Source organism: Pseudodesulfovibrio portus (assembly GCF_026000375.1).
GTDB lineage: Bacteria > Desulfobacterota > Desulfovibrionia > Desulfovibrionales > Desulfovibrionaceae > Pseudodesulfovibrio > Pseudodesulfovibrio portus.
The window spans coordinates 258,860-284,317 of record NZ_AP026708.1; the positions used below are offsets into that span (position 1 = coordinate 258,860).

Annotated in this window: 26 protein-coding genes; 16 read left to right on the plus strand and 10 right to left on the minus strand. The window is 58.7% G+C overall.

Annotated elements, in window-relative coordinates; all coding sequences use genetic code 11:
- Window positions 1-9: 9 nt before the first annotated feature.
- Both OO730_RS01305 and OO730_RS01310 read right to left on the minus strand, forming a co-directional pair.
- On the minus strand, window positions 10-459 hold the full coding sequence (locus OO730_RS01305; RefSeq protein ID WP_264982774.1) for a 4Fe-4S dicluster domain-containing protein: 450 nt from the start codon (window positions 457-459) through the stop codon (window positions 10-12).
- A 12-nt stretch (window positions 460-471) separates the two neighbouring features.
- A complete protein-coding gene (locus tag OO730_RS01310; protein ID WP_264982775.1) occupies window positions 472-2,001 on the minus strand; it encodes a glutamate synthase-related protein in 1,530 nt (509 codons plus the stop codon).
- Window positions 2,002-2,511: 510 nt separating this feature from the next.
- Here OO730_RS01310 and OO730_RS16280 point away from each other — a divergent pair.
- From OO730_RS16280 to proC, 16 genes are all read left to right on the plus strand, one after another.
- The gene (locus OO730_RS16280) at window positions 2,512-2,643 is read left to right on the plus strand and encodes a symporter small accessory protein (protein WP_407681915.1); all 132 of its coding nucleotides are present in this window, start codon (window positions 2,512-2,514) and stop codon (window positions 2,641-2,643) included.
- Window positions 2,644-4,251 carry a sodium:solute symporter family protein gene (locus OO730_RS01315; protein ID WP_264982776.1) on the plus strand — a complete coding sequence of 536 codons (1,608 nt, stop codon included), beginning with the start codon at window positions 2,644-2,646 and terminating at the stop codon, window positions 4,249-4,251.
- 139 nt (window positions 4,252-4,390) lie between these two features.
- On the plus strand, window positions 4,391-4,849 hold the full coding sequence (gene dut / locus OO730_RS01320) for a dUTP diphosphatase (RefSeq protein WP_264982777.1): 459 nt from the start codon (window positions 4,391-4,393) through the stop codon (window positions 4,847-4,849).
- A 10-nt stretch (window positions 4,850-4,859) separates the two neighbouring features.
- Window positions 4,860-6,062, plus strand: a complete 1,203-nt coding sequence (locus tag OO730_RS01325) for an aspartate aminotransferase family protein (RefSeq protein ID WP_264982778.1) — start codon at window positions 4,860-4,862, stop codon at window positions 6,060-6,062.
- 59 nt (window positions 6,063-6,121) lie between these two features.
- A complete protein-coding gene (locus tag OO730_RS01330; protein WP_264982779.1) occupies window positions 6,122-6,337 on the plus strand; it encodes a hypothetical protein in 216 nt (71 codons plus the stop codon).
- 82 nt (window positions 6,338-6,419) lie between these two features.
- A complete protein-coding gene (locus OO730_RS01335; RefSeq protein WP_264982780.1) occupies window positions 6,420-7,286 on the plus strand; it encodes a 50S ribosomal protein L11 methyltransferase in 867 nt (288 codons plus the stop codon).
- Window positions 7,287-7,291: 5 nt separating this feature from the next.
- The gene (locus tag OO730_RS01340; RefSeq protein WP_264982781.1) at window positions 7,292-7,942 is read left to right on the plus strand and encodes an endonuclease III domain-containing protein; all 651 of its coding nucleotides are present in this window, start codon (window positions 7,292-7,294) and stop codon (window positions 7,940-7,942) included.
- A 10-nt stretch (window positions 7,943-7,952) separates the two neighbouring features.
- Window positions 7,953-9,059 carry a murein hydrolase activator EnvC family protein gene (locus OO730_RS01345; protein ID WP_264982782.1) on the plus strand — a complete coding sequence of 369 codons (1,107 nt, stop codon included), beginning with the start codon at window positions 7,953-7,955 and terminating at the stop codon, window positions 9,057-9,059.
- A 49-nt stretch (window positions 9,060-9,108) separates the two neighbouring features.
- Window positions 9,109-10,395 carry a S41 family peptidase gene (locus OO730_RS01350; RefSeq protein ID WP_264982783.1) on the plus strand — a complete coding sequence of 429 codons (1,287 nt, stop codon included), beginning with the start codon at window positions 9,109-9,111 and terminating at the stop codon, window positions 10,393-10,395.
- A gap of 20 nt (window positions 10,396-10,415) precedes the next feature.
- On the plus strand, window positions 10,416-11,648 hold the full coding sequence (locus tag OO730_RS01355; protein ID WP_264982784.1) for a divergent polysaccharide deacetylase family protein: 1,233 nt from the start codon (window positions 10,416-10,418) through the stop codon (window positions 11,646-11,648).
- Window positions 11,649-11,931: 283 nt separating this feature from the next.
- Window positions 11,932-12,909: a flagellar motor switch protein FliM gene (gene fliM, locus OO730_RS01360; RefSeq protein WP_264982785.1), complete on the plus strand. Its 978-nt coding sequence runs from the start codon at window positions 11,932-11,934 to the stop codon at window positions 12,907-12,909.
- A 140-nt stretch (window positions 12,910-13,049) separates the two neighbouring features.
- The gene (locus tag OO730_RS01365) at window positions 13,050-13,997 is read left to right on the plus strand and encodes an ABC transporter substrate-binding protein (RefSeq protein ID WP_264982786.1); all 948 of its coding nucleotides are present in this window, start codon (window positions 13,050-13,052) and stop codon (window positions 13,995-13,997) included.
- 124 nt (window positions 13,998-14,121) lie between these two features.
- Complete coding sequence (locus tag OO730_RS01370) at window positions 14,122-15,024, plus strand: ABC transporter permease (RefSeq protein WP_264982787.1); 903 nt, start codon at window positions 14,122-14,124, stop codon at window positions 15,022-15,024.
- Entirely contained in the window at window positions 15,021-15,815 is a 795-nt protein-coding gene (locus tag OO730_RS01375; protein ID WP_264982788.1) for an ABC transporter ATP-binding protein, read from the plus strand. The genes OO730_RS01370 and OO730_RS01375 overlap by 4 nt, the downstream gene beginning before the upstream one ends.
- Window positions 15,816-15,912: 97 nt before the next feature.
- Window positions 15,913-16,335, plus strand: coding sequence for a nucleoside-diphosphate kinase (gene ndk / locus OO730_RS01380; RefSeq protein ID WP_264982789.1), 423 nt, complete (start codon window positions 15,913-15,915; stop codon window positions 16,333-16,335).
- Window positions 16,335-17,138 (plus strand): pyrroline-5-carboxylate reductase, encoded by an 804-nt coding sequence (gene proC / locus OO730_RS01385; protein WP_264982790.1) that lies wholly within the window; start codon window positions 16,335-16,337, stop codon window positions 17,136-17,138. Before ndk ends, proC begins: the two co-directional genes overlap by 1 nt.
- 51 nt (window positions 17,139-17,189) lie before the next feature.
- On the opposite strand, the gene cbiB is transcribed toward proC, so the two are convergent.
- The 8 genes from cbiB to OO730_RS01425 form a co-directional block, all read right to left on the minus strand.
- Window positions 17,190-18,140, minus strand: coding sequence for an adenosylcobinamide-phosphate synthase CbiB (cbiB, locus tag OO730_RS01390; RefSeq protein ID WP_264982791.1), 951 nt, complete (start codon window positions 18,138-18,140; stop codon window positions 17,190-17,192).
- Window positions 18,141-18,197: 57 nt separating this feature from the next.
- Window positions 18,198-19,940, minus strand: a complete 1,743-nt coding sequence (gene rpoD, locus OO730_RS01395; RefSeq protein WP_264982792.1) for an RNA polymerase sigma factor RpoD — start codon at window positions 19,938-19,940, stop codon at window positions 18,198-18,200.
- Window positions 19,927-21,675: a DNA primase gene (gene dnaG, locus OO730_RS01400; protein WP_264982793.1), complete on the minus strand. Its 1,749-nt coding sequence runs from the start codon at window positions 21,673-21,675 to the stop codon at window positions 19,927-19,929. Before dnaG ends, rpoD begins: the two co-directional genes overlap by 14 nt.
- A gap of 15 nt (window positions 21,676-21,690) precedes the next feature.
- Complete coding sequence (locus tag OO730_RS01405) at window positions 21,691-23,988, minus strand: endonuclease MutS2 (protein WP_264982794.1); 2,298 nt, start codon at window positions 23,986-23,988, stop codon at window positions 21,691-21,693.
- Between the two features lie 24 nt (window positions 23,989-24,012).
- Window positions 24,013-24,459, minus strand: a complete 447-nt coding sequence (locus OO730_RS01410) for a GatB/YqeY domain-containing protein (protein WP_264982795.1) — start codon at window positions 24,457-24,459, stop codon at window positions 24,013-24,015.
- A gap of 5 nt (window positions 24,460-24,464) precedes the next feature.
- Window positions 24,465-24,665, minus strand: coding sequence for a 30S ribosomal protein S21 (gene rpsU / locus OO730_RS01415; RefSeq protein WP_264982796.1), 201 nt, complete (start codon window positions 24,663-24,665; stop codon window positions 24,465-24,467).
- Between the two features lie 189 nt (window positions 24,666-24,854).
- Window positions 24,855-25,028 (minus strand): hypothetical protein, encoded by a 174-nt coding sequence (locus tag OO730_RS01420; protein ID WP_264984179.1) that lies wholly within the window; start codon window positions 25,026-25,028, stop codon window positions 24,855-24,857.
- A 19-nt stretch (window positions 25,029-25,047) separates the two neighbouring features.
- On the minus strand, window positions 25,048-25,320 hold the full coding sequence (locus tag OO730_RS01425; RefSeq protein WP_264982797.1) for an HU family DNA-binding protein: 273 nt from the start codon (window positions 25,318-25,320) through the stop codon (window positions 25,048-25,050).
- Window positions 25,321-25,458: the final 138 nt, after the last annotated feature.

Genomic DNA, 25,458 nt, shown 5'->3' on the forward strand with positions numbered 1-25,458 from the left:
GGTATCCCCCTAATCCCTTTCTTCGAATTTCAATGCGCCGTTGGGACAGGCCTGAACGCAGGCCGGGCCTTGCTCGCGGCCCTCGCAGAGGTCGCACTTGATGATCTTGCCTTCGGTGGGATGGCGCTTGATGGCCCCGTAGGGGCAGGCCATCAGGCAGGACCAGCAGCCCACGCACTTTTCGCGGTCGTACACGGTGCGGCCCGTTTCCGGGTCCTTGTGCAGTCCGCCGGAGATGCAGGCGGCCACGCAGGAGGGCTCGTCGCAATGGCGGCAGGAGATGGCCACGCAGGTGTCGCCCTTTTCAAAGACCTTTTTGCAGGAATCCAGGCCGTCCTTGGTCCGCTCTTCGCGGTAGGCAACGATCAGGTCCTTGGACTTCGAGTGGGCGGTTATGCAGGCCAGCTCGCAGAGATGGCAGCCGATGCAGTATTCCTTGTCAGGATAAACTCGTTTCATGGTGGCTTCCTCCTAACGTCCGGCGTGCTTGATGCCGAGGATGTCGAGTTCGGTGTCGGAAATGCCCACGCCGCGCAGTTTGTCGCGGTTGCCGCGCAGGGACTCGATGGAGTTGAGGCCCATGCCGCCGAGCATCTCTTCGATCTCGTGGCCCCAGGCGCGAATCAGGTTGGCCAGTTTCTTGGCCGCGATATCCGGGTTCTGACGCTTGGAGAGCTTGGTATCATTGGTGGCGATGCCCCACGGGCACTTGCCTGTGTAGCAGCGGCCGCAGATGGTGCAGCCCACGGCGATCAGCGTGGCCGTGCCGATGTACACGGCGTCAGCGCCCAGCGCGATGGCCTTGGTCACATCTCCCGAGCAGCGGATACCGCCCGCAGCGACGATGGAGACGTTGTTGCGGATGCCTTCGTCCCTGAGTCGCTGGTCCACCTGGGCCAGGGCCAGTTCAATGGGGATGCCCACGTTGTCGCGGATCATGGCCGGTGCTGCGCCCGTGCCGCCGCGCATGCCGTCGATGGTGATGATATCCGCGCCCGCCCGGGCGATACCCGAGGCGATGGCGGCCACGTTGTGCACCGCCGCGATCTTGACCGACAACGGGGCCTTGTACTCGCTGGCTTCCTTCAACGCATAGATGAGCTGGAGCAGGTCCTCGATGGAATAGATGTCGTGGTGCGGGGCCGGAGAAATGGCATCGGAGCCGATGGGGACCATGCGGGTTTCGGACACCTTGTCGTTGATCTTCTCGCCGGGCAGATGGCCGCCGATGCCCGGCTTGGCACCCTGCCCCACCTTGATCTCGATGCCCGCGCCAGCCTTGAGATAGTCGCGGTGCACGCCGAAACGGCCCGAAGCCACCTGGACAATGGTGTTGGCGCCGTATTTATATAATGATTTGTGCAGACCGCCCTCACCTGTATTGTAATAGGTGCCGGTTTCGGTGGCGGCGCGCGCCATGGCCCGATGCAGGTTGAAGTTGATTGCACCGAAGCTCATGGCCGCGAACATGATGGGCACATCCAGTTCGAGCTGCGGCGTCAGCTTGGTTTTCAACTTGGGCTTGCCGGTCTTGGTGTCCACCTTGAAATCGAGCTTGCGCGGCTTGGCGCCCAGGAAGGTCTTGAGCTCCATGGGCTCGCGCAGGGGATCGATGGACGGGTTGGTCACCTGCGAGGCGTCCAGCAGCATGCGGTCCCAGTAGACAGGGATGTCCACGGGGGAACCCATGCCCGCCAGCAGAACGCCGCCGGTGTCCGCCTGCTTGTAAATATTCTGCAGGAACACAGGCCGCCACAGGTTGTTGGTCCTGAAATCCGAAGGCTTGTTGCGAATGTTCAGGGCCGCCGTGGGACACAGGGCCTCGCAGCGATGGCAGCCGATGCACTTGGTGTTGTCGTGCATGACTTTTTGCCGGGCTTCATCCCAGTAGTGAGCCTCGTACGAACACTGGCGGACGCAGACCTTGCAATTGATGCACAGGTCCGGGTCCCGGTCGATACAGAACTCATGGTAGTTCTTGTTGATGGGCTGAAAAAGCAAGACAGGTCACCTCTTTCGTTTATTGCCAAAAAAGTCATCTCGAAAGCGAGACAGCCGGAGCGGGCGTCCGTTCATTTCACAATTCAGGAATTAAACCTGAATTCCAAAGGGCAGCCACAAAACCATAAGTATGTAATACCTGTCAAGAAAAGTTTTAACAGCTTGATATTGTTGGTTTTGTAAATAATTGCAAAGAATATCGAGCCATATGAAAAAAATATCGGTTTCACCTGCCTCTCTCCACGCTCGCAGGCCGGCCTTCCTTGAATCCATTCGTGCTTGACATATCAGATTGTTACGAATATGAATTTTCCCATGAACACAAACCAGAACCGCTTCGGCTTCTTTTTCTTTTTTAGCTTTCGCTTTTTTAGAAGCGCCTGCGGTCTTGGGGTGTGCAACTGACTTTTAGCTGATTGCAACCAAACAAGGGCCGTAGGCGACAAGCTTACGGCCCTTTTCTTTTGGGTCATGCTTGTCGAGGCCGAAACTGAAGAGGGGTAGGTTATGATGTTGGGTTTTGGCAGTGTCGAAATTGCCCTGGCCTTTTGGCTGAGTATCGCTTCGACCATTCTGTGCGTCGTTTACGGAATTGTGAACTGGAACAACAAGGGTGACGACAAACCCGGGGGGGATGCATAGATGGAAGGCAAAATCCTCGGCGTGCTCCTGTATCTCGGCGTCATTTTCTATCTCGGCTACCGGGCATGGAAAAACACCAAAAAGTCAACCGATTACATGCTCGCTGGTCGGTCCATGAATCCGTTTGTACTGGCCATGTCCTATGGCGCCACCTTTGTCTCCACCTCGGCCATCATCGGTTTCGGCGGCGCTGCCGGGCTGTTCGGCATGTCTCTGCTCTGGCTGACCTTCCTGACCATCTTCGTCGGCATCTTCATCGCCATGGTCTTTTTCGGCAAACGCACCCGGCGCATGGGCCTTGCCCTCGACACGCATACTTTCCCCGAACTCCTGGGCAGGCGCTACAAATCCAAATTCATCCAGCAGTTCGCCGGTGTGGTCATCTTCGTCTTCATCCCGGTCTACGCTGCGGCCGTGCTCATCGGCATCTGCCGCATGCTCGAGGTGGCCTTCCCGGCCATCAGCTACGGTGCCTGGCTGCTGATCGTCACCGCCATCGTGGCCATGTACGTGGTCACAGGCGGACTCAGGGCGGTCATGTACACAGACGCCTTCCAGGGCTCCATCATGGCGATCATGATGCTCATCCTCATCATTACCACCTACGTCATGCTGGGCGGCGTGACCGAAGCACACCAGGCTCTCACCGACATGGTCGCCCTGATGCCCGAAAAGCTTCTGAAAGGCGGCGTGGTCGGTTGGACCACAGGTCCGCACATCAAGTCGCCCCTTGGCCTGACCATCTACACGACCATTATCTATGGCGTGGGCATCGGCGTCCTGGCCCAGCCCCAGCTTGCCATCCGCTACATGACCGTGCCCAGTGACCGCGAGCTCAATCGCGCAGTGGCCATCGGCGGCATTTTCATCCTGCTGCTGACCGGGGTAGCCTTTGTGGTCGGCGCCCTCTCCAATGTGGTATTCTTCAATGATACCGGCAACATCGCCATTGCCGCAGCCAAGGGCAACCTGGACAGGATCATCCCGGCCTACATCGACACCTACATGCCCGGCTGGTTCTCCGGCCTCTTCCTGGTGGCCATGTTCGCGGCCGCCATGTCCACCATGAGCTCCCAGTATCACGTGGGCGGCACGTCGCTGTCCCGCGACTTCCTCGAGCAGCACGTCAAGATCGGCAACAGCGGCTCTGCCATGAAGCTCAACCGGCTGGGCGTGACCATCGCCATCATCGCCACCCTGATCTGGGCCTGGCTGCTGCCCGGCGGCGTCATAGCCCGGGCCACGGCCTTCTTCTTCGGCCTGTGCGCGGCTTCCTTCCTGCCCATTTACGTTCTGGGCCTGTACTGGAAAGGCATGACCAAGATCGGTGCCAAGATATCCATGGTCGGCGGATTCACCTTCTCCATGTTCTGGCTGCTCTTTATCCACGTCAAGGAGGCCTCGGTCATCGGTTTGTGCCAGGCCCTCACGGGCAAGGTCACCCTGGTGGCCGACGCGACCCCCATGTCCTGGACCTGGCTCATGCAGTACGTCGATCCCAACGTGGTCGCCCTGCCCGTGTCCCTGGTCCTGGCCGTAGGCGTCAGCCTGGCCACCCGACGAATGGAACAAAAGCATCTTGACCTGTGCTGGGACGGCCTCTGTTAACCTCTTTTGATTAAAAGAAATACAAGGGCGCTGGAGCATGGGTTCCAGCGCCTTTTTTCGTCGTGTGCCCTGTCTGGCCGATTGACAGCCGCCCGCAATGCGACCATAAACACAGCCAACCCCATCATAAGGAAGATACATGAACACGATCCAAGTGAAGATGAAATTCATGCACCCGGTCTGGGAGGAAAACGAACTGGCCTACGCCACCGATCATTCCGCCGGCCTGGACTTGCGCGCCTGCATCGACGATGAATTCGTCGAGATCGGCCCCGGCGAGAAGTATCCCTTTCCTGCGGGCGTCGCCATCGAGGTCCTGGAGCCGTCCATTGCGGGCTATATCTTTTCCCGCAGCGGCCTGGGCACCAAGGACGGATTGACCGTCAGCCAGGGCGTGGGCGTCATCGATCCCGATTATCGCGGCGAAATCAAGGTGTCCCTGCTCAACACCTCGGACAAGGTGCGACGAATCAAGCGCGGCCAGCGCATCGCCCAACTCGTCTTCATGCCCATTTTCCAGGCCGATATCCTCAAGGTGGAGGAACTCGGCGACACCGACCGGGGAGCCGGAGGCTTCGGTTCAACCGGAAAACATTAAGAGCAGAACAATGAGCAATAAATTCGATCAGATAAAAGAACGGGAATCCGCCCTTCTCTGCAACACCTACGGACGGTATCCCCTGGCCGTATCCAGGGCCAAGGGGTGCAGGCTCTACGACCTGGAAGACAACGAATATCTCGACTTCCTGTCCGGCATCGCCGTGTGCAGCCTGGGCCACAGCCGGGACGACCTGGCCGACGTCATGGCCGAGCAGGCGCGCAAGCTGGTGCACGTCTCCAACCTCTTCTACCAGGAACCGCAGCTCGACCTGGCTGAAAAGCTGCTTTCCACCTGCGCGGCCGGCAAAGTCTTTTTTTGCAATTCGGGAGCCGAGGCAAACGAAGGGGCCATCAAGCTCGCCCGCCGGTACATGCGCACCGTTCGCAACGAGGACAGATTTGAAGTCATAACTCTGGAAAAATCCTTTCATGGCCGGACGTTGTCCACCCTGACCGCCACCGGCCAGGAAGGCCCCATCAAGGACGGTTTCGCTCCCCTGCCCGAGGGGTTCGTCACCGTGCCCTTCGGCAACGTCAACGCCCTGCGGGGGGCCATCAACGCCCACACCGCAGCCATCATGATCGAGATGGTCCAAGGCGAAGGCGGCGTTCGTCCCCTGCCTACGGACTATGTCGACGACATCGTGGCATTGTGCAAGGAAAACAACATCCTGCTCATCGTGGACGAGGTCCAGACCGGGTTGTGCCGCACCGGTCGTTTCTGGGCACACCAACACTACGGCATCACCCCGGACATCTTCACTTCGGCCAAGGCTCTGGCCAACGGGCTGCCCATGGGCGCGGTCCTGTGCACGGACGAGGCGGCCAAGGGGTTCGCCCCCGGTTCTCATGCCACCACTTTCGGCGGCGGAGCCGTGGTCTCTGCCGTGGCCGCCAGGGTCGTCGACATCATGCTTGAACAGGGCATGGCCGAACGCGCCCTGGAGATGGGCGGTTTCGCCAAAGAAGAAGCCGAGAAACTGATGGCCAAGCATCCCGGCAAGATAGCGGGCACACGAGGCCTCGGACTGCTGTTCGGTGTCGAGCTGTCCTGTGACGGCCCGGCCGTCTGGAAGGGGCTCCTGGAAAAACGGGTCGTATGCAACCTGACCCAGGGCACGATCCTGCGCCTTGTGCCCCCCCTGACCGTCGAAAAAGAAGACATCGCCACCTTCATGGAAGTGCTCGACACCGTCCTGGACGAGGTCTAACTGGGGGCTGCTTGACCGCGTATCGGCGACCGAGTATTGTTGTTGAGAGGTGAAAAGCCATGAGCGGAGTTGTACCCATAGGCCCCATGCAGGAATTCTCTCCCAATTTGAAGGAAGAGGAAATGGATCGCATGGAGCAGAAAACGACCCAGCCGCCCACGGAAGACACCTCGCCCCAGGTCGTCAAGAGCGATGCCGAGAAAAAGGCTGAAAACGCTACTCTCTATGGTTTTCGGTACACCGGCATGGGTTCCTTCATAGACAAGGTCTTTTGATCGACACCAAACGCATGACACGAAATACAGGGCCGGGGAATGCTCCCCGGCCTTGTCATATTCGCCCTTCGGAGAACGCCAGATGAAATCCACCCTGCTCAAGATCGAATTCACCATAACCGAGGACCTGGCCGATGAGGTCGGGGGATTCCTCACGGCCAAGGTCGCCCACGGGTGGGAAGAGACGCCCCTCGAAGACGGACTCAAAATCACTCTCTACCTTGAAGACCACGCCCTTGGACGGTCCATCGCCAAGGAGTTCCAGGCCCGCTTCCAGAATGCGGGCGTGACCTGCGTCGAAGAGGAACCCGAGGATTGGGCCATGGCCTGGAAGGACTTCTTCAATCCCGTCACCTGCGGCGAGAGGTTCACGATTTTCCCGCCGTGGCTCAATGGGAACGAGGACAACGGGACCACCCACATCGTCATCGAGCCCAAGATGGCTTTCGGCACCGGGCATCATCCCACCACCTCGCTGTGCCTGGCGACCATCGGCTCCCTGGCCGGAAGCGAGGCAATCAAGCCGGGCAACACCTTTCTCGATCTCGGCACCGGGTCCGGCATCCTCGGCATCGGGCTGGCCAAGCTCGGCCTCAAGGGCGTGGGCCTGGACAATGATCCTCTGGCCATCCCCTGTGCCGTGGAAAACGCCGGGATCAACGGCGTGGCGGGTTCCCTCGAACTGGCCGTGGGCACCATCGACAGCCTGGGCGAAGACGTCCTGTTCGATGTCATCGTGGCCAACATCCTTTCCGGCCCGCTCATCGAGATGGCCTCCGACCTGCTGGCGCACATCGCGGAAGGCGGCTCCCTGGTCCTGTCCGGCATACTGGCGGACAAGCAGTCGGACGCCGTGGCCGCCGCCTACGCAAAACGGGGCATCGGCGAGCCGCAGCGGTTCATTGAAGGCGAATGGGTCTGCCTTGTCTGGGAGCGAATCGGAGCCTAGCAGCCATGTCGCAATCCGATACAATCCTGGCCATGTATGAGGCCATGCATTCGTCCCTGGGGCCCAGTCACTGGTGGCCGGGCGAAACGCCCTTTGAGATCGCCGTCGGGGCAATCCTGACCCAGAACACCAACTGGCAGAACGTGAAAAAGGCCATTGCCAACCTCAAGGCGCACGATCTCCTCGATGCGCGGGCCATGCACGACCTGCCCCTTACGGAGTTGGCCGAACTGATACGACCGGCCGGGTACTACAACGTCAAGGCGCGCCGGATCGCCAATTTCCTGAATTTTCTCAAGGAGGAAGCCGATTACGACCTGAAATCCCTCAAGTCGGAACCGCTCTACGAACTTCGGCCCAAGGTTCTTGGCGTCAACGGCCTTGGCCCGGAGACGGCCGATTCCATCCTTTTGTACGCCCTCGATTTCCCGACTTTCGTGGTCGATGCCTACACCGCACGCCTCATGGATCGACACGGGCTGTCATATGAGGGCATAGACTACTATGAATTACAGGCCATTTTCATGGACGCATTGCCGGAAGATGTGGCACTGTACAATGAATACCACGCCCTGATCGTCCGTGTCGGAAAAGACTGGTGCAAAAAAAAAGCGGGACTGTGCGACACATGTCCCCTGAAACCTTTTCTCGAGTAACATCCTGTCCATGCTTCGCCACCTTCTGCCCATAACACTGATTATCTGCCTGCTGGCAGGTACTGCCATGTCCCAGGACCAAAGCGAGGTCCTGAGCGAGACGTTGCAGCAGGAGCACCAACGGGCCGACGAGAATGAAGCCAAGGTCCGTGAACTGACCCGCAAGGCGGGTCAGATATCCACCCAATTGACGGACATTGAACACGACGTGGCGTTGTTGCAGCGCAAGATTCGCAAACAGGAAGCCGCCCTCAACGAAATCAAGGAACACGAGAAAAAGGCCCGGCAGGATCATTTCGCCCTGGAAGAGGAAAAACAGCGCATCACATTGGAACTCTCCGGCCTCATGAAGACATTGTGGCCCGTGCATCTGCAAAACGTCCGGTCGAGGTTCGAAGGCGTTGACAGCTGGGACATGTTCGACCGCCGCTTCAACTGGCTGGCCGGAATCTACGACGCCACCAGCCGAAAGCTGACCGAGGCAAAGGCGAACTCCGAGGAGATCGCCGCCAACCTGGAACATCAGCGCACCCTGGCCATCGAGGCCGAGCAGCAATTGGCCCAGGTCAACAAAAGCAAGGACCGGCTGCTGAACAACAAGTATGCCCTGCGAAAGAATCTCAAGCAGATCAGAAAAAAACGGCAGGATGCGGAAAGCGAACTGACCGACATCCTGGCCGCCATCGAGGACCTCAAATACCAGCTGCAGTCACAGAAGACCAAACGCTTCTCGCTGTACAAGCGAACCCTGCCCTGGCCCGTACAGGGACGCCTCGTGTCCGGCTTCAATCCCAAGGCCACCCCGCCCGTGCGCGGGCTGATCATCAGCGCCGCCGAAGGGGCCCAGGTCCAGTCGGTCTTCTGGGGCAAGATTGTGCACAACGACACATTGCGCGGGTTCGGTCATGTGGTCATCGTCTACCACGGGTATGATTACTATAGTCTTTACGCCTATTTGTCCGACACCTTTGTGCGCAATGGTCAGGAAGTCGAAAAAGACGAACCCCTGGGGGTGGCCGGCTATTGCCCCAAGGCGGACGGTCCGGGGCTGTATTTTGAATTGCGTTTTCACCAAAAACCAATTAACCCAAAAACTTGGCTAACAGCTTCCAAATGATGTACTGTTGCCGCAATAACAAGAAGACTCCGATACTCGGGAGGAATGCATGCGTGTATCGCTTTGGATAGTTACCTTTCTTCTGCTTTTTACCCTGACCGTCGCCCCCGTTCCCTCCATGGCCGGGCGCGAGGACCACTTCGAGGCGCTCAAGCGTTTTTCGCAGATTCTGGACATGGTCGAAGGGCATTACGTGGAGCCTGTTTCCAAGAAGGAACTCATCGACAATTCCATCAAGGGAATGCTCGAAGAACTCGATCCCCACTCCACCTATCTCTCTCCCGAGGACTTCAAGGAGATGCAGACCGAGACCGAAGGCCGTTTCAGCGGTATCGGCATTGAAATATCCCAGGACCAGGGACGCATCCTGGTCGTGTCCCCCATCGAGGACACCCCCGCCTACAAGGCCGGTCTGCTGGCCGGTGACCTGATTCTGGAAATCGACGGCGAATCCACCCAGGAAATGACGCTCATGGACGCCGTGAAACGCATCCGCGGCGAGAAAGGCACCACGGTCAACCTGTTGATCCTGCACAAGGACTCCAACAAGCCCGAGGAAGTGGCCATCGTTCGAGGCACCATCCCCGTCGTCAACGTCAAGACCCAGTCCCTGGAGGACGGTTACCTCTACCTGCGGCTGACCAAATTCCAGGAATCCTCCACCCGCAATCTTCGCGACTCCATCGCCGAGTATCAGAAGGAACACAAGCTCAAGGGCATCGTCTTCGACCTGCGCAACAACCCCGGCGGACTGCTCGGCCAGGCCGTGTCCGTGGCCGATACCTTCATCGAGAAGGGAACCATCGTCTACATTCAGGGCAAGGACGAATCCAGCCGAAAGGATTTCTTCGCCACCAAGAACGACAATGAGGTCACCGTGCCCATGGTTACCCTGATCAATGCCGGGTCCGCTTCGGCCTCGGAAATCGTAGCCGGTGCCCTGCAGGATCACAACCGCTCCCTGCTCGTGGGCGAGCGTTCCTTCGGCAAGGGCTCGGTCCAGACCATCATTCCGCTGTCCGACGGCTCGGGCATCAAGCTGACCACCGCCCTCTACTACACCCCCAGCGGCCGCTCCATCCAGGCCCAGGGGATCGAACCCGACCTGCGGATTCCCTTTGTCGCCGCCGACAAGGACGACGACGCTTCCATGCGCAAACGCTTCACGGTTCGTGAAAAGGATTTGAGCGGCCATCTGGAAAACGGTCAGAAAGCCAAGAAGGACAAGAAGGACAAGGACGCCGAGAAAGCCAAGGAAATGCTCTCCCGCGACAACCAGGTCCGCATGGCCCTCGAACTGGTCAAGAGTCTGCCGAGGCTCCGGGAAATCAAGTAACATCCGGGAAGACCGTTTAGATGGACGATCGTTCTTCCGACCAAAAGAAGAAAAGGACCGGGCTCGATACTCTTTTTGAGAGGTTGTATCGGCCCGGTCCTCTCATTGCGATCTTTGTCGTGGCCTTTGTCGCCCTGGCATCTCTCGGTGTTTCCCTGCTCCTCGAGGACACGCCGCCGCCCGCAGTCATCCAGGCGGAACCGACTGCTGAGCCCGACCCCGTTCCTGCCAAGGAATACGAAGAGACCACCTCCGAAATGGAGGACTTCGTCAAACAGGCGGACCTGGCCATCATCGAAACCCTTCGCGACCTTGCCCTGCCCATGGCCGATCTCGACCTGGTGGATGTGGAGCTGCGCCGTCATGATGACCGCGACTACCACTATCAGGTCCTGCAGTTTCCCAAGGTGGACGATCGAAACCACTTTCTCGTCACACTCAGGAAGCGCCTCTTCCAGCGGTTGCCCGACGCCGTCCTCCTCGACAACGGGGACAACGAGGCCATGGTCAGGATCAACGATCTGCCCACCCACCGCCTCCTGCTGGAATCCAAGCCTCGCATCATGGCCCGGCCCGAGGCCAAGGGCCCCAAACTGGCCATCGTCATCGACGACGTAGGTGAAAACCAACACCTGCTCAAGGGGTTGGTGGCCCTTGACCTGCCGTTGACTTTCGCGGTCTGGCCCAACGCCAGTTTCACCCGTGAGGCCGTGGAGTTGATCAGCCATAAACGGCGCGATATTCTTGTCCATTTTCCCATGGAGCCAAAAGGCTATCCAAAGGTCAATCCAGGTGACGACGCCCTGTTCGTCAACATGAACGACGCCGAACTTGTGGACCGAATCAACGCCAATCTGAAACAGATCCCCGAAGCCATCGGCGTCAACAATCACATGGGGTCCCTGTTCACGGCCTTTGAACCCGGCATGACCCTGGCTCTCGGTGAATTCAAACGCCACGGACTTTTTTTCCTGGATTCCATGACTTCCGGCAGCAGCGTGGGCAAAAAAGTCGCCAAAGCGACGGCCATCCCCTTCTACAAGCGGGACACTTTCCTTGATAATGTCAAGGACGTGAGTGCAATAGTACACCAGCTCAACAAGGCGGAGAGAGTCGCCAGACGCTCCGGGACCGCCATCGCCATAGGTCATCCATACAAAGAGACCCTGGCTGCGTTGCGTTCCTGGCAGGAGACCAGAGACCGGTCCGTCACCGTCATTCCACTTTCCCAGCTTTCTCCGGAACGCTACTAATTTTGTTTTAACAAATCATAATGATTGAATTATTTTTGTGCCGCATTTTTAGTCTAGAAAAATTCTAATCTTTTTCCAGATAAATCCGGTCGAAATCCCGTTCCCGCATTGCCTCTCGCCCGATGTGACTGTACAAGGGAATTAAGGGAAAAGTGAAAAGTGCCGATACGAAAGCAGGATGGACCGGCCCGGTTTTTGCTACTGATTACACGATGTTCAAAAATCCGGCATAAGCCGGTTCAAGTCCGGCCGAACACCGGCCGTAAAATGAGGCTGTTCCCAGATGAGCAAAATCCTCGAACAAGATGAAGTTGATGCCCTGCTCCGCGGGCTTTCCGGAGGGGACGTCGAGACGGAGACCGAGATACCGGAGGACGATACCGGGGTGGTCTCGTTTGACCTGGCCAATCAGGACAGGATCATTCGTGGCCGCATGCCCGTTCTCGAAATCGTCAACGACCGGTTCTCACGGTTGTGCACCAATGCGCTGGCCAACACCATGCGCAAGCGGGTGGACATCAACCCCATCTCCATCGACATGTCCAAGTTCGGCGACTTCATGCGTTCCCTGCCCGTGCCCACATCCATCTCGATCTTCAAGATGGACCCCCTGCGCGGCAACGCCCTGCTGGTCGTCGACTCCCGACTGGTCTTCGCCCTGGTCGAAAATTTCTTCGGCGGCGCCGGCTCCCAGCCCAAGGTCGAGGGTCGCGACTTCACGCCCATCGAGCAGGCCATCGTCGAGCGCGTGGTCAAGATCGCCCTGGCCAACATGGAGGAATCCTGGAAGCCGGTGCACGAGGTCCACGTGGAGATGGTGCGCACCGAGGTCAACCCCCAGTTTGCGGCCATCGTGCCCCCGTCCGACGTGGTCATCGTGGTCACGTTCGAAGTGGAACTGGAAAATGCCATCGGTTCGCTCATCTGCTGCCTGCCCTACGCCACCATGGAACCCATCCGCTCCAAGCTGCACGCCTCCTTCCAGTCCGAGCGTCTGGAAGTGGACCATGTCTGGATCAATCGTTTCAAGGAACGGCTCATGGAGACCCCCGTGGAGATGGTAGTGCGGCTGGGCAAGACCGCCATCAGCGGACGCCAGCTCCTCTACCTCCAGGAAGGCGACATCATCCTGCTGGACACGGACGAGGACGAACTACTCGAAGCCGAAGTGGAAGGCGTGCGCAAGTTCCAGGGGCTGCCGGGCCGGGTCAAAGGCAACAAGTCCTTCAAGGTGATCAAGGAAGAGGAAATCCGCTACTGATCCTCTTCAATCGAAAACATCTCAGGGCCGCGTCAAGCGGCCCTTTTTTTGCCAGTGAACAAGTCGAAACACCTTGACTTTGAACCCGCCAGTTGGGAATGTTCCCAACATCTACAGAACTTTGAGGAGGAGCCAATCCCATGAAAAAAATCCTTGTGACCGTGGCCGCAATATTACTGCTTGCCACCACAGCCTTTGCCAAAAGCTACACCATTTCCGTGACCCAGATCGTCGAACACCCGGCTCTGGACGCCATGCGCAACGGCGTGGCCGACAGGCTCAAGGAAAAAGGGCTGGACGTGACCTACAACGTCCACATCGCCCAGGGCAACATGGCCACCAACACCCAGATCATCAGCCAGATCATGGGCGAGCAGCCCGACCTGGTTCTGGCCATCGCCACTCCCGGCGCGCAGGCCGCCGCCCAGAAGATCAAGGATCGACCCATCGTTTTCACCGGCGTCACCGATCCCGTCTCCGCCGGTCTGGTCAAGGATCTTTCGAACACGAACGGCACCAACATCACCGGCATGTCCGACTTCAGCCCCATGGACAAGCATGTGGCCCTGATCAAGGAGATCGTGCCGAACGTGAAGACCATCGGCATCATCTACAACTCCGGCGAGCCCAACTCCGTGCCCAACCTCAAGGCCCTGAAGGAAGAAGCCGCCAAGGTCGGCATCAGCGTCGAGGAAGCGACCATCGCCAACTCCAGCGGCGTGTACCAGGCGGCCAAATCCCTGGTGGGCCGTTGCGACGTAATCTATGTCGGCACCGACAACACCGTGGTTTCGGCCATTGAGTCCGCGGTCAAGGTCTGCACCGACAACAAGCTGCCGCTGATCGTCGGCGATGTGGACTCCGTTGCCCGCGGCGCCATCGCCGCCGTGGCCGTGGACTACTACAAGATGGGCCTGCAGACCGGCGACATGATCGCCCGCATCCTGGTGGACGGCTCCGACGCTGGGTCCATGCCCGTCGAGTTCCTCAATGACCTCAACCTGCACGTGAACAAAAAGGCCGCAACGGCCATGGGCGTGACCCTGCCCGCAGCCACCATCGAGCGTGCCGCCAAGGTCATCGAGTAATCGAATCGGCATTTGCCAACCGGCCATATAAAGGCTACAAGGCGCGTTGCTTACAACGCGCCTTTTTCCTTGTGTTCAAAGGCCAGGCACTTTGGCCACGGTTTTTCCGAAAACAGGAATTAATATGACTCTTTATGCATTTTTCGGAGCATTGGAACAGGGCTTCGCCTACGGCCTCATGGTCATCGGCGTGTACCTGACCTTCCGGATACTGGATTTCCCGGACCTGACCGTGGACGGCAGTCTGCCGCTGGGGGCGTCCGTGTCCGCCGTGGCTATCACCTCCGGATATTCCCCGCTGATCTCCATCTTCATGGCCACCGGGGCGGGATTCCTGGCGGGCGTGACCACCGGCATCCTGAACACGAAATTCAAGATTCTCCACCTGCTGGCGTCCATCCTGACCATGATCGCCCTCTACTCCATCAACCTGCGCATCATGGGACGGCCCAACATGTCCCTGCTCGGTCAGGAAACCGTGGTCGACCGGTTTCGCGAAATGACCGGCCTGCTGCCGCAGCACTCGACCCCGGTACTGTTCGCCATCGTCTGCCTAGTGATAGTGGCCGTCCTCATCTGGTTCATGCATACGGAACAGGGACTGGCCTTCCTCGCAACGGGCGACAACATGCAGATGATCACCAGCCAGGGCGTGAACACCGACACGGTCATCATCTTCGGCGTGGGCCTGTCCAACGCATTGGTGGCCGCATCCGGCGCACTGGTCGCCCAGAATCAGGGAGCCGCCGACGTCAACATGGGCGTGGGCACCATCATCGCCGGTCTGGCCTCGGTCATCATCGGCGAGACCGTGTTCGGCGACAAGACCATTTCCCGCGCGCTCATCGCGGCCCTGCTCGGCTCGGTTCTCTACCGCATCGCCATCGCCCTGGCGCTCGGCATGAAGCTCGGCTCGTTCTCCATCACCCCGAGCGACCTGAACCTGATCACTGCCCTCCTGGTGGTCGTGGCCCTGGTCATGCCCAAAATGAAACGCAAGTTCCTCGCCGCAAGGGGGGCCAAATGATTTCCGTTACCAACATGATCAAAGCCTTCAACAAGGGCGACGTCAATGAAGTGACCGCCCTGAACGGCGTGGATCTGGAAGTCAACGACGGCGACTTCATCACCATCATCGGCTCCAACGGCGCAGGTAAATCGACTTTTCTCAACGCCCTGGCCGGAATGTTCTTCATCGACGCCGGGAAAATCGTTCTGGACGGCACGGATATCACGCGCTGGCCCGAACACAAGCGCGCCGGGCTCATCGGTCGGGTCTTCCAGGACCCGCTGCTGGGCACCTGTGCCGGAGCAACCATCGAGCAGAACCTGGCCGTGGCCAGGAAACGCGGGCTGTCGCGTGGCCTGTCCAGAGGCGTCAAAGCCCGTGACAGGGAGTTCTTCCGCCAGAAGCTGTCCGTGCTCGGCCTGGGCCTGGAAGATCGGCTCAAGACGCATACCGGGCTTCTCTCCGGAGGTCAGCGTCAGGCTTTGACCATGCTCATGGCCACCCTGGTCCGGCCCAAGCTGCTGCTCCTGGACGAACACACCGCCGCCCTGGACCCGAAGACCGGAGCCATGGTCCTGGACCTGACCGACGAGATCGTGGGGTCCGAGAACCTGACCACGCTCATGGTCACCCACAACATGAACCAGGCCATTGCCATGGGCAACCGGCTGATCATGTTCCACCGGGGTCGCATCGTCCTCGACATCAGCGGCGACGAAAAAAAGAATCTCAAGGTCGAAGACCTGCTCCAGCGCTTCGCGGACCTGCGCGGCGGCGAGGGCGTCTCAGACCGCATGTTGTTGGCATAGGCTGTCTGCACAGCCGAAGGTCGCTTGGGGGCGGCCTTTCAAACAGTGGCAAAATTCTGCCGAAACGTATAAGTACTATGACAAACGGAGGCTTTCCATGGCTATCGAACGCACTTTTTCCATCATCAAACCCGATGCCGTCGAGCGCGGCCTGATCGCTGAAATCCTGAAGATGATCACCGACTCCGGCCTGAAGATCAAAGGCATGAAGTTGATCCACATGGATCGCGCCAAGGCCGAAGGTTTCTACGCCGTGCACAAGGAACGTCCCTTCTTCGGCGAGCTCGTGGACTACATGATCTCCGGCCCGGTGGTCGTTTCCTGCCTGGAAGGCGAAAACGCCATCGAGAACTACCGCAAGCTGATGGGTGCCACCAATCCGGCCGATGCCGAGGAAGGCACCATTCGCGCCGCCTACGGCCAAAACATCCAGAACAACTCCTGCCACGGTTCCGACGGTCCCGACACCGCCAAGACCGAGGTGGCCTACTTCTTCAACGACGACGAGCTGGTGGGATAATGACCAAGAAAATCGGATTCATAGGAGTAGGCAACATGGGCTCGGCCATCATTCGCGGCCTTGCCTCCCGTGACGACATCGAATTGCACGGCATGGACCACCGCATGGCCCAGCTCAGGGAACTGAGCGAGGAACTCGGCGTTGTCATGCAGGAGACCGCCCAGGACCTGGTCAAGGTCTGCGACTACATCGTGCTCGCGGTCAAGCCACAGCATGCTGAAACCGTGGTCAAGGAGATCACGGGGGACCTGAATTCGTCCAAATGCCTCATTTCCATCTGCGCCGGGCTGCCCCTGGCCCGATACGAGGACTGGACGGAAGGACGTTGCGCCGTGGTGCGGGTCATGCCCAACACCCCGGCCCTGGTCAATGAATCCGTTTCCGCCATTTGCCTGGAAAACGAAAACCTGACCGAGGATATGAAGGAATTCGTCCCCGGGGTTTTCGCCGCCATCGGCCAGGCGCACATTCTGCCGGAAAAGATGTTCGACGCCTTCACCGGCGTCATCGGTTCCGGCCCCGCCTATGTGTTCTACTTCATGGAAGCCATGATCGAATCCGGCGTTGCCCTCGGCCTGACACGGCCCCAGGCCACGGAGATGGTCAAGGGGCTGTTCCTCGGCTCCGCAAAGATGGCCGACCAGTCCGAATACTCCGTCACCCAGCTCCGGGAAATGGTCACCTCCCCTGCGGGCACGACCATCCGGGCGCTCATGCACTTCGACCGCCAGGCGGTCAAGGGAGACATCATCGACGGAGTCTTCGAGTCATACTACCGAAGTGTGGAACTCGGCGAAGAATAACAAAAAAAAGGGGCTTCATCCGAAGCCCCTTTTTCCTGCCTGCCGTTCAATTCAGAAAATCCACCTGACCAGCCCCAATGACGGGATGAGCATCCAGGCCGCCCAGTTGCCGGTGGCTCCGCACAACCGTATCAAGGTCCGGATTTTCCCCTTATCCCAGTCCTGTCCTGTCGGGCCGAGCAGGGGCTTGTCCTTGATTTTTCCGAAATATACCGTTGGCCCGCCCATCTGCCCCCCTGCGAGCCAGGCCGCTGCAGCCATGGGCCAGCCTGCGTTGGGACTTTCCATTTTCAGCGCGTCACCCTTGTAGTTGGCCTTTGCCGCCGCATGGTCGAGCCCGAGTCGCCTGCCCGCGAAAAGCATGATTCTGGCCGTGATCCGGGCCGGTATCCAGGCCAGCAAATCGTCTGTTTTGGCCGCTCCCCTTCCCAGGTCGCGATAGCGTTCGGTCCTGTATCCCCACATGGAGTCCATGGTGCTGACGGTCTTGTAGGCCCACATGCCGCCCGGGCCGAACAGGGAAAGATAGAACAACGGAGCCACAAATCCGTCATTGAGATTTTCGCTGACGGTCTCGGCCAGGGTGCGGCGCAAACCGGCCTCATCCAGCGTGCCGGTGTCCCGACTGACGAGCATGGCCAATTCGCGGCGGGCTTCGGCCATGCTGCCGTAATCGAGCAGCCTGGCCACGGTGCGAGCGTCCTTCATGAGACACCCCAGAGCCAGCCCTGCGTAGGCGAAATACACGCCGATGACCACGCCGAGATACGGGATGGCCGTCAGATACGCCACCGCGCCCCAGGCCGAAACGGCAAACAGGAAGACTGCGACCCAGCCCGCCGCTCTCAAGGGGATGCGTACCCTGCGGGCCGATCCCTCATAGAGTTCGAGGAGCTTGCCGATGAACCGCACCGGATGCGGCAAGGACTTGGGGTCGCCGAAGACGCTGTCCAGGGCGACGGCGATGACGGGAATGATGATTATGGTGATGAAGGAGTCCATTGGATATAAAAAAAGCCGGGAAGACGTGGTGACGTCCTCCCGGCCCGATGGTCTGGTCTAGTTTTCGAAGTAGGACCGCAGCAGCGCGCTCCTGACCGGATGGCGCAGCTTCCTGAGCGCCTTGGCCTCGATCTGCCTGATGCGCTCGCGGGTGACGTTGAAGAGCTTGCCCACTTCTTCCAGGGTGTGGTCGGACTTCTCGCCGATGCCGAAACGCTTCCGCAGGACCTGCTCCTCGCGCGGGGTCAGATCGGACAGGACCGACGCGATCTGCTCGCCGAGTTTGGTGGAGACCACCTCTTCGGCGGGCGCGGTGGCCTTCTTGTCCTCGATGAAATCGCCGAGACTGGAATCTTCCTCGTCGCCGATGGGCGTCTCCAGGGAGATGGGTTCCTTGGCGATCTTGAGGACCTTCTTGACCTTCTCAAGGGGGTAGTCCATGCGCTCGGCGATCTCTTCCGGGGACGGGTCGCGCCCCAACTCCTGGACGAGATAGCGGGAGGTGCGGATGAGCTTGTTGATGGTCTCGATCATGTGCACCGGGATACGGATGGTCCGGGCCTGGTCCGCGATGGCGCGGGTTATGGCCTGGCGAATCCACCAGGTGGCGTAGGTCGAGAACTTGTAGCCGCGCTGGTATTCGAACTTGTCCACGGCCTTCATGAGGCCGATGTTGCCCTCCTGGATAAGATCCAGGAACTGCAGGCCGCGGTTGGTGTACTTCTTGGCGATGGACACCACCAGGCGCAGGTTGGCGCGAATGAGTTCCTGCTTGGCGCGCATGGCCGTGCTGTTGCCCGACTTGATGCGCCACAGGACCTCTTCCAGGTCGTGCACGGAATGGCAGCACTTGAGCTGGAGCCGGTTCATGATCTCCAGCTTGCCCGCCAGCATTTCCTTGAAGGAGAAGAACTCCTCCACGGTCATGCCGAGCTTGTCGGCGGCCACCACGGGATTGATCTCCCGTTCGTCCACCTGCTTGAAAAGTTCCTCGATCTCGATCTTGGTCTGGCCCACGGACAGGATGTAGGCGGACAGGTCTCGCTGGCAGTTGTGCATCTGGCGCACATAGTCGTTGACCGTCTCTATGATCCGATCAATGAGGGTCTTTTCCAGCTTGATGTCGCGCAACCGGCTGACCACTTCCTCCTTGTACTGGAGGATTTCGTTCTGCACGCCGTAGACGCGCTTGTCCAGGCAGGCGCAGTAGTCGAGCTTGGAGTATACCTTCTTCTTTTTGCCGTAGAGCTTCTTGACCTCGGCAAGGAGAAAGATGACGCGCTGGCGCTGGTTCATCTCATCCTCGGACGGGTCGTCTTCTTCTATGGTCTTGACCACGTCCTTGAGCTTGATGTTGCCCGCTTCCAGGTCTTCGCCCACGGAAATGAGCTCTTCGACGGCCACCGGGACCTCCACCAGGGAATACAGGACGTCCAGTTCGCCGTTTTCGATCTTCTTGGCGATGACGACTTCGCCTTCGCGATCCAAGAGGGGAACGGCGCCCATTTCGCGCAGGTACATGCGCACGGGGTCCGTGGACCGGGAGGCGTATTCAGTGGAATCGTCGTCGGATTCTTCCAGGTCCAGCCCCTGGGCCGCTCCATTGGCCTTGGCCACGTCTTCGGATTCGACCAGGGCGATGTCCATCTGGTCGAAAATGGCGTGAATCTCTTCCAACTGCTCCGGGGAGTTGTAGTCGGAAGGGAGCGCCTTGCTCAATTCTTCATATGTCAGGAATCCCTTTTTCTTGCCTGCGGCGATAAGGGTCTTGATCTGTTGGATTTCCTTAATATTGCTCATCATCCCTCCTGCGAGATTCCTTCAAGGCCAAGAGTTCCATTGCCCGCTTGGTGTCTCCGCTTTGCTGTGCCTGCCGTATGGCCTCTGTGAGCTGCTTTTCATCCATGTTTTTTTGTCCGGACGAAATTTTTTCGCATATGTGGTTCCACTCCTGAAGCAGTTCCCGGCCGGAAAGAATGTTTGCCCTGATTTCCTCGCGGCATCTGTAGTAGAAGCTTTTTTCCTGGTCGTTCAGCAGGCTCGATACCCGGCCCGGCTGCGTGTTTACAAGCTTCTCCCAAAACGCCTTCGCCCAATCCGAACGAAGAATCCGTGCAAATCCCCTTTCCGCCAGGGCCGGGACATAGTCCGGGTACTGGATCGGAAACCGTAAAAAATACCTGTCATCCTTGTCGTCCTTGCCGACGCCCATGCCCACCGGCTGCGAAACCGTCTGTGGTCGCCGAGGCTGTTGCTGCGTATTGCGCTGCGGTGTCATTGCACCGGCATCGCGCCTGAAATCAGCCTCCGATAACCCCAGTCCGGTCGCCAGTCGGGGCAAATAGTACGCCCGCAAGGATGCGTCGGACAAATCCGACAAAAAGCTCTTGGCCCACGTCATGATGTCCCTGGGAGCATACTCCGCGCGCAGGGTGTTCATGCAAAACGTCAGGCCGTCCGGCGCCTCATTCATGCAAGCTTCCAGTCCATCGACTCCCTTGGACTGAAGCAGGCTGTCCACGTCCTCGCCCTCCGGCATGAGGACCACGCGGCAGGCCACGCCCTGCAGCAGGATCATCCTGCTGGATTTCATGGCCGCCTTGCGCCCCGCCCCATCGCCGTCGAAGATCAGATCGACCCGCGACACGAAGCCGGCCAACCGTTTCACCTGGTCCGGCGTCAGGGCCGTGCCCAGGACGCCGCAGGAGTCGGTGTAGCCGAACTGGTGGAGCGAAATAACATCCATGTACCCTTCGGTCAGTATGGCCCGCTTGGTGCGGGTCATGGTGGACCGGGCCAGATTCAACCCGTACAAGTGGTCGCCCTTCTTGTAAATGGGCGTATCCGAGCTGTTCAGGTACTTTGGTTCTCCATCAGTAATTACTCTGCCGCCAAAAGCAATAACCCGGCCCGATAAATTTTGAATAGGGAAGATCAATCTTCCACGGAACCGGTCATAAATGTCACCGCGCTCATTTTTGGAAAGCAGTCCGGCCTCGACGCCCTGCTCCGGAGAACGGCCCCTGGACTTGAGAAAATTGTCCAGCCCGTGCCAGTCCTCGGGGCTGTATCCCAGGGCGAACTTCTCGATCATCTCGCCGGTCATGCCCCGATCGGTCAGGTAGCGGCGGCAATGATCCCCTGCGGCAACGCTCAGATTGCGCTGGAACCACTGTTTCGCCTCCTCGTGCATGTCGATGAGCAACTGCTTGCGCGCCTTGCGCTCTGCAGCGTGTGGATCGTGCGGCACATGGGACAGCTCGATCCCGGCCTCGGCAGCCAGCTGCTCCAATGATTCCCGGAAATCCAGGCCGTTGATGCGGCCGTAGAAATCGATGACGTCGCCCGACGCCTGGCAGCCGAAACAATAAAAAAAGCCTTCGTCGTCGTTGACCGACATGGACGGCTTGGTCTCCTGATGAAAGGGACAGGCTCCCATCCACCGGCCGGACACCGGCTTCAGGTCGACATAGCGACGCACTATGTCCGAAATATTGATTCGGGCCTTGACGGCCTCGACACCACTTCTGTCCACCCATTCCTCCGAAAGCTACTTGAGCGTCACTTCGGTCATGCCGTCCCCGCCACGATCTTCGTTGGCCAGGGAAAATTTCGCAACCGCCGGGTAATGCGCGAGGAAGTCATGCACCTCGCGCCGCAGGGCTCCGGTGCCCCGGCCGTGAACAATCTCCATTTTTCCCGCGCCCTTGCGCAGTGCGTCATCCAGGGCCCGCTCCAACTCGGCAATGGCCACGTCCGCCCGGTTGCCCCGCAGGTCCACTTCCACAACCAGATCGCTCGGCGCCACCCCCGCAGCCTTGGGCCCCTTGGATGCAGTCTTTTTCGCTGCACTCGCAGGACCGAGATTGTCGGCCTTGACCCACATGGCGACCCCGCCGATGTCCACCTTGGCCTGTTGCTTCTTTTCGTTGACTTCCAGCACGATACCGGACTTGTTCCAAGCCAGATACGACACTTTCATGCCCGGGACAATATCCGAGAAAGAAAAGCCGGGAACTTTTTTCTTCGCTCCGCCCAGATCCTCGACCTTCAACCTGACCTGAGCCAGCTTCTTGCGCGCTTCCTTTCGACCGATGCGGTCCGCCTGCCACTGCTTGACCACGTCCTGGGCGCGGGCCTGCACATCCTTGAGAATCCTGGTGCGTTCCTGCTCGAACTTGGCTTCCAGCCCGGCCCGCTTCTTCTCGATCTTCCTGCGCTCCTGCTCAATGGCATCCAGTTCTTCCTCTCGCTTGACGGCCATGGCGTTGAGCCGGTCCAGAACGGCAGAGGTGTCGGAGCCATCCAGCAACAAATACTTTTCGGCACGAGTGAGGATTTCGTTAGGCAACCCGTGCTCTTTTGCAACATCAAGGGCTATGGACGCGCCCACCTGATCGTAGGCGAGCTTGAACAGCGGCTTCTTAGTGGAGGGGTCGAACAGCACGCTGGCCGCCCGCACGGACTCCGCAGCCATGGCGTAAGCCTTGAGGGCCGGGAAATGGGTGGCAGTAAACGTGGTGGCCTGTTTCTCCACCAGGGAGTCGATGACCGCCTGGGCCAGGGCCGCGCCCTGGGTCGGATCGGTCCCCGCACCGAATTCATCAAGAATGAACAGCGAATTACCGTCCACCTTGTCCCAGACGCGCCGCAGATACTGAATCTGCGCCGTGAACGTGGACACGTTTTCCTCCAGGGACTGCTCGTCGCCCATGATCACGAACACATCGGTCCAGAAAGGCAACCGGCTGCCCTCCCTGGCCGGAACGGGCAGGCCGGAAAAGGCCATCAGCCCGATCAAGCCGACGGTCTTGAGGCAAACGGTCTTGCCGCCCGCGTTTCCGCCGCTGACGATCATCGCCTTCTGGCCTTCAAGCAGCGCGATATCAATCGCCTGCACGGAATCGTCGGCCAAGGCCAGGAGCGGGTGGCGCGCCTTGACCAGGCTGGGGGCCCCCTGCTCCACGATCTCGATGGCTCGGCCGTCAAACCGGTCGGCCAGGCATATCTTGGCCATGAGCACGTCAATGGAGACAACACCCAGGTATGCCTCGTGGACCTCTTCGGCTTCCTCCCGGACAAGCGCGGTCAGGTATTGGAGAATCTTGTATTCTTCCTCCCTCTCTTCGCGTTTGAGTTCCTGAAGCCGGTTGTTGGTCTCCACCAGGAAAAGGGGTTCGAAATAACAGGTCTCCCCGGTCTGGGAATAATCGTGAATGATGCCCTTGGTCTTGTTCTTGAAATTCGATTTAATGGGCAACACATACCGGTCGGACGAAATGGTCATGTATTCGTCCTGCATGGCCTGGGAAAGGTTCTCCTGGAGGATGAAATCCTTGACCCGCTTGGTGCAGCGTTGATGGATGGCGCGGATTTCCTGGCGCACGGCCAGAAGGTCGGGAGAGCTTTCATCTCGGATCTGCCCTTCACCGTCAAGGCAACGGGTGATGCCGGATACCGTCTTTTGCGGCCACCCCGAAGCGAACAATGTCTCGCGAAGGGTTCCCCACTCTCTTTCCTCATAGGCATCGAGAGATTCCCGCGCCTGCCGCGCGATGTCGAGGACGATGCGAAGTGCAAAGAGCGCGTCCTGATCGAGCACGGCCGTTTCCCTGCGGATGTGGGGAAAGACGGCGGCCATGTCCGGGAATGGCGTCATCCTGAATCCCGATTCACCCACCCAGGCCGCTGCCTGCTCGAACAGTTCACTGGCTCTCCGCACCTCGGCAAAAGAGGTGAAAGGGCGGATTTCAAGACAGGCCGAAGCACCGGGTTCCGAAACGGCGAAACCGGACAACGCCCCGAGGATCTTGGGGAATTCCAATACCTGGAAAGTTCTGGACTCCATCAGCGAGTCGCTTCCTTCGGATGTTTAGGAGAGTTTGGACTTGACCAGTCCGCTGGCCTTGCCGCCGTCGACCTGCCCCTTGTGGGCACCGAGAACGGCCTGCATCACCTTGCCCATGTCAGCCATGGAGGAAGCGCCGAGATCGGCGATGGCCTTATCAATGGCCGCTTCCAACTCCTCATCGGAGAGCTGCTTGGGAAGGTAAACCTCGAGCTCGACAAGTTCCTGGGCTTCAACCTGTGCCAGATCGTCCCTGCCGGCCTTGGTGTACTGGTCAAAGGAATCCTTGCGCTGCTTGACCTGCCGGGCGATGAGTTCCATCACCGCGTCGTCGGACAGCGAGTCGGCCTTATCCTCGACCATACGGTTTTTAATGGCCGTCTTGAGATGTCTCAAGACGGCCACTTTTACCGTAGCTTTGGCCTTGTAGGCCTCAATGTAGTCTTTGTCTATTTGATTGGAAAGACTCATTTTTCTTACATGCTGCGTATTTTGCGCATCTTTTTGGCAAGCCTCTTCTTGGCGGCAGCTTTCTTTTTCTTCTTCTGCACGCTGGGCTTTTCATAGTGCTGACGTTTCTTCAGCTCGGACAGGATACCTGCCTTCTCGACCTGCTTCTTGAAGCGGCGGAGAGAGATGTCGAAATTGTCGCTATCTTCTAAGTAAACACCTGGCAATCAAATCACCCCCTCGGTGAACCACCCGCGCCTTTTATTGCGGGTCGGCGAAATAAGAGGTTATTCATATACACATTGAAAACAAAATGCAACCGTTAAACAGGATAGAAAAATCGTTTTCCGATCGGACGAGAAAAGGGCCTGTCCGCCGATGGCGGACAGGCCCTTGATGTCATATGAAATCAATGACTAGTGCTGTGCGTTTTTCGCATCACGCAGGGACTGAAAAACAGTGACTGCCAGAGCGACGCCGATAACGCCGAGCACGACGTAGAGGACGCCGAAAAAGACGAAATGATCGGGCATCCACCAAGGAAGGTCCATGGGTAACGGGCTGTGTACGGTTTCACCGTGAATCATCATAGAAATGTCTCCCCTGAGATTATTTTACAGCGTCCTTAAGGAGCTTGCCGGGGCGGAATTTGACGACCTTGGTGGCCGGGATCTTGATCTCTGCACCGGTGCGGGGGTTACGGCCAACACGGGCTTTACGGGCTTCGACAACGAAGGTGCCGAAACCGGTCAGGGTCAGCTTGCCGTCGGCAACCAAAGTGCCTTCAACGGTCTCCAGGAAAGCATTCAGGGCGCGTTCGGCGTTCGCCTTGGTCAGGTTGGCCTTCTCCGCAATTTTGACAACCAATTCAGCCTTTGTCATCAGTCCTTCCTCCTCAATAGAAATAATTTCCTTAACGTATCATGCTAAAGTGCTGGCAGAGCACAAAATGCACGCGCACTTTGTTTCCTTCAACAACCTTCCCTAGGCCTTTAAATGAACTTTTCACCTGTGTCCAGC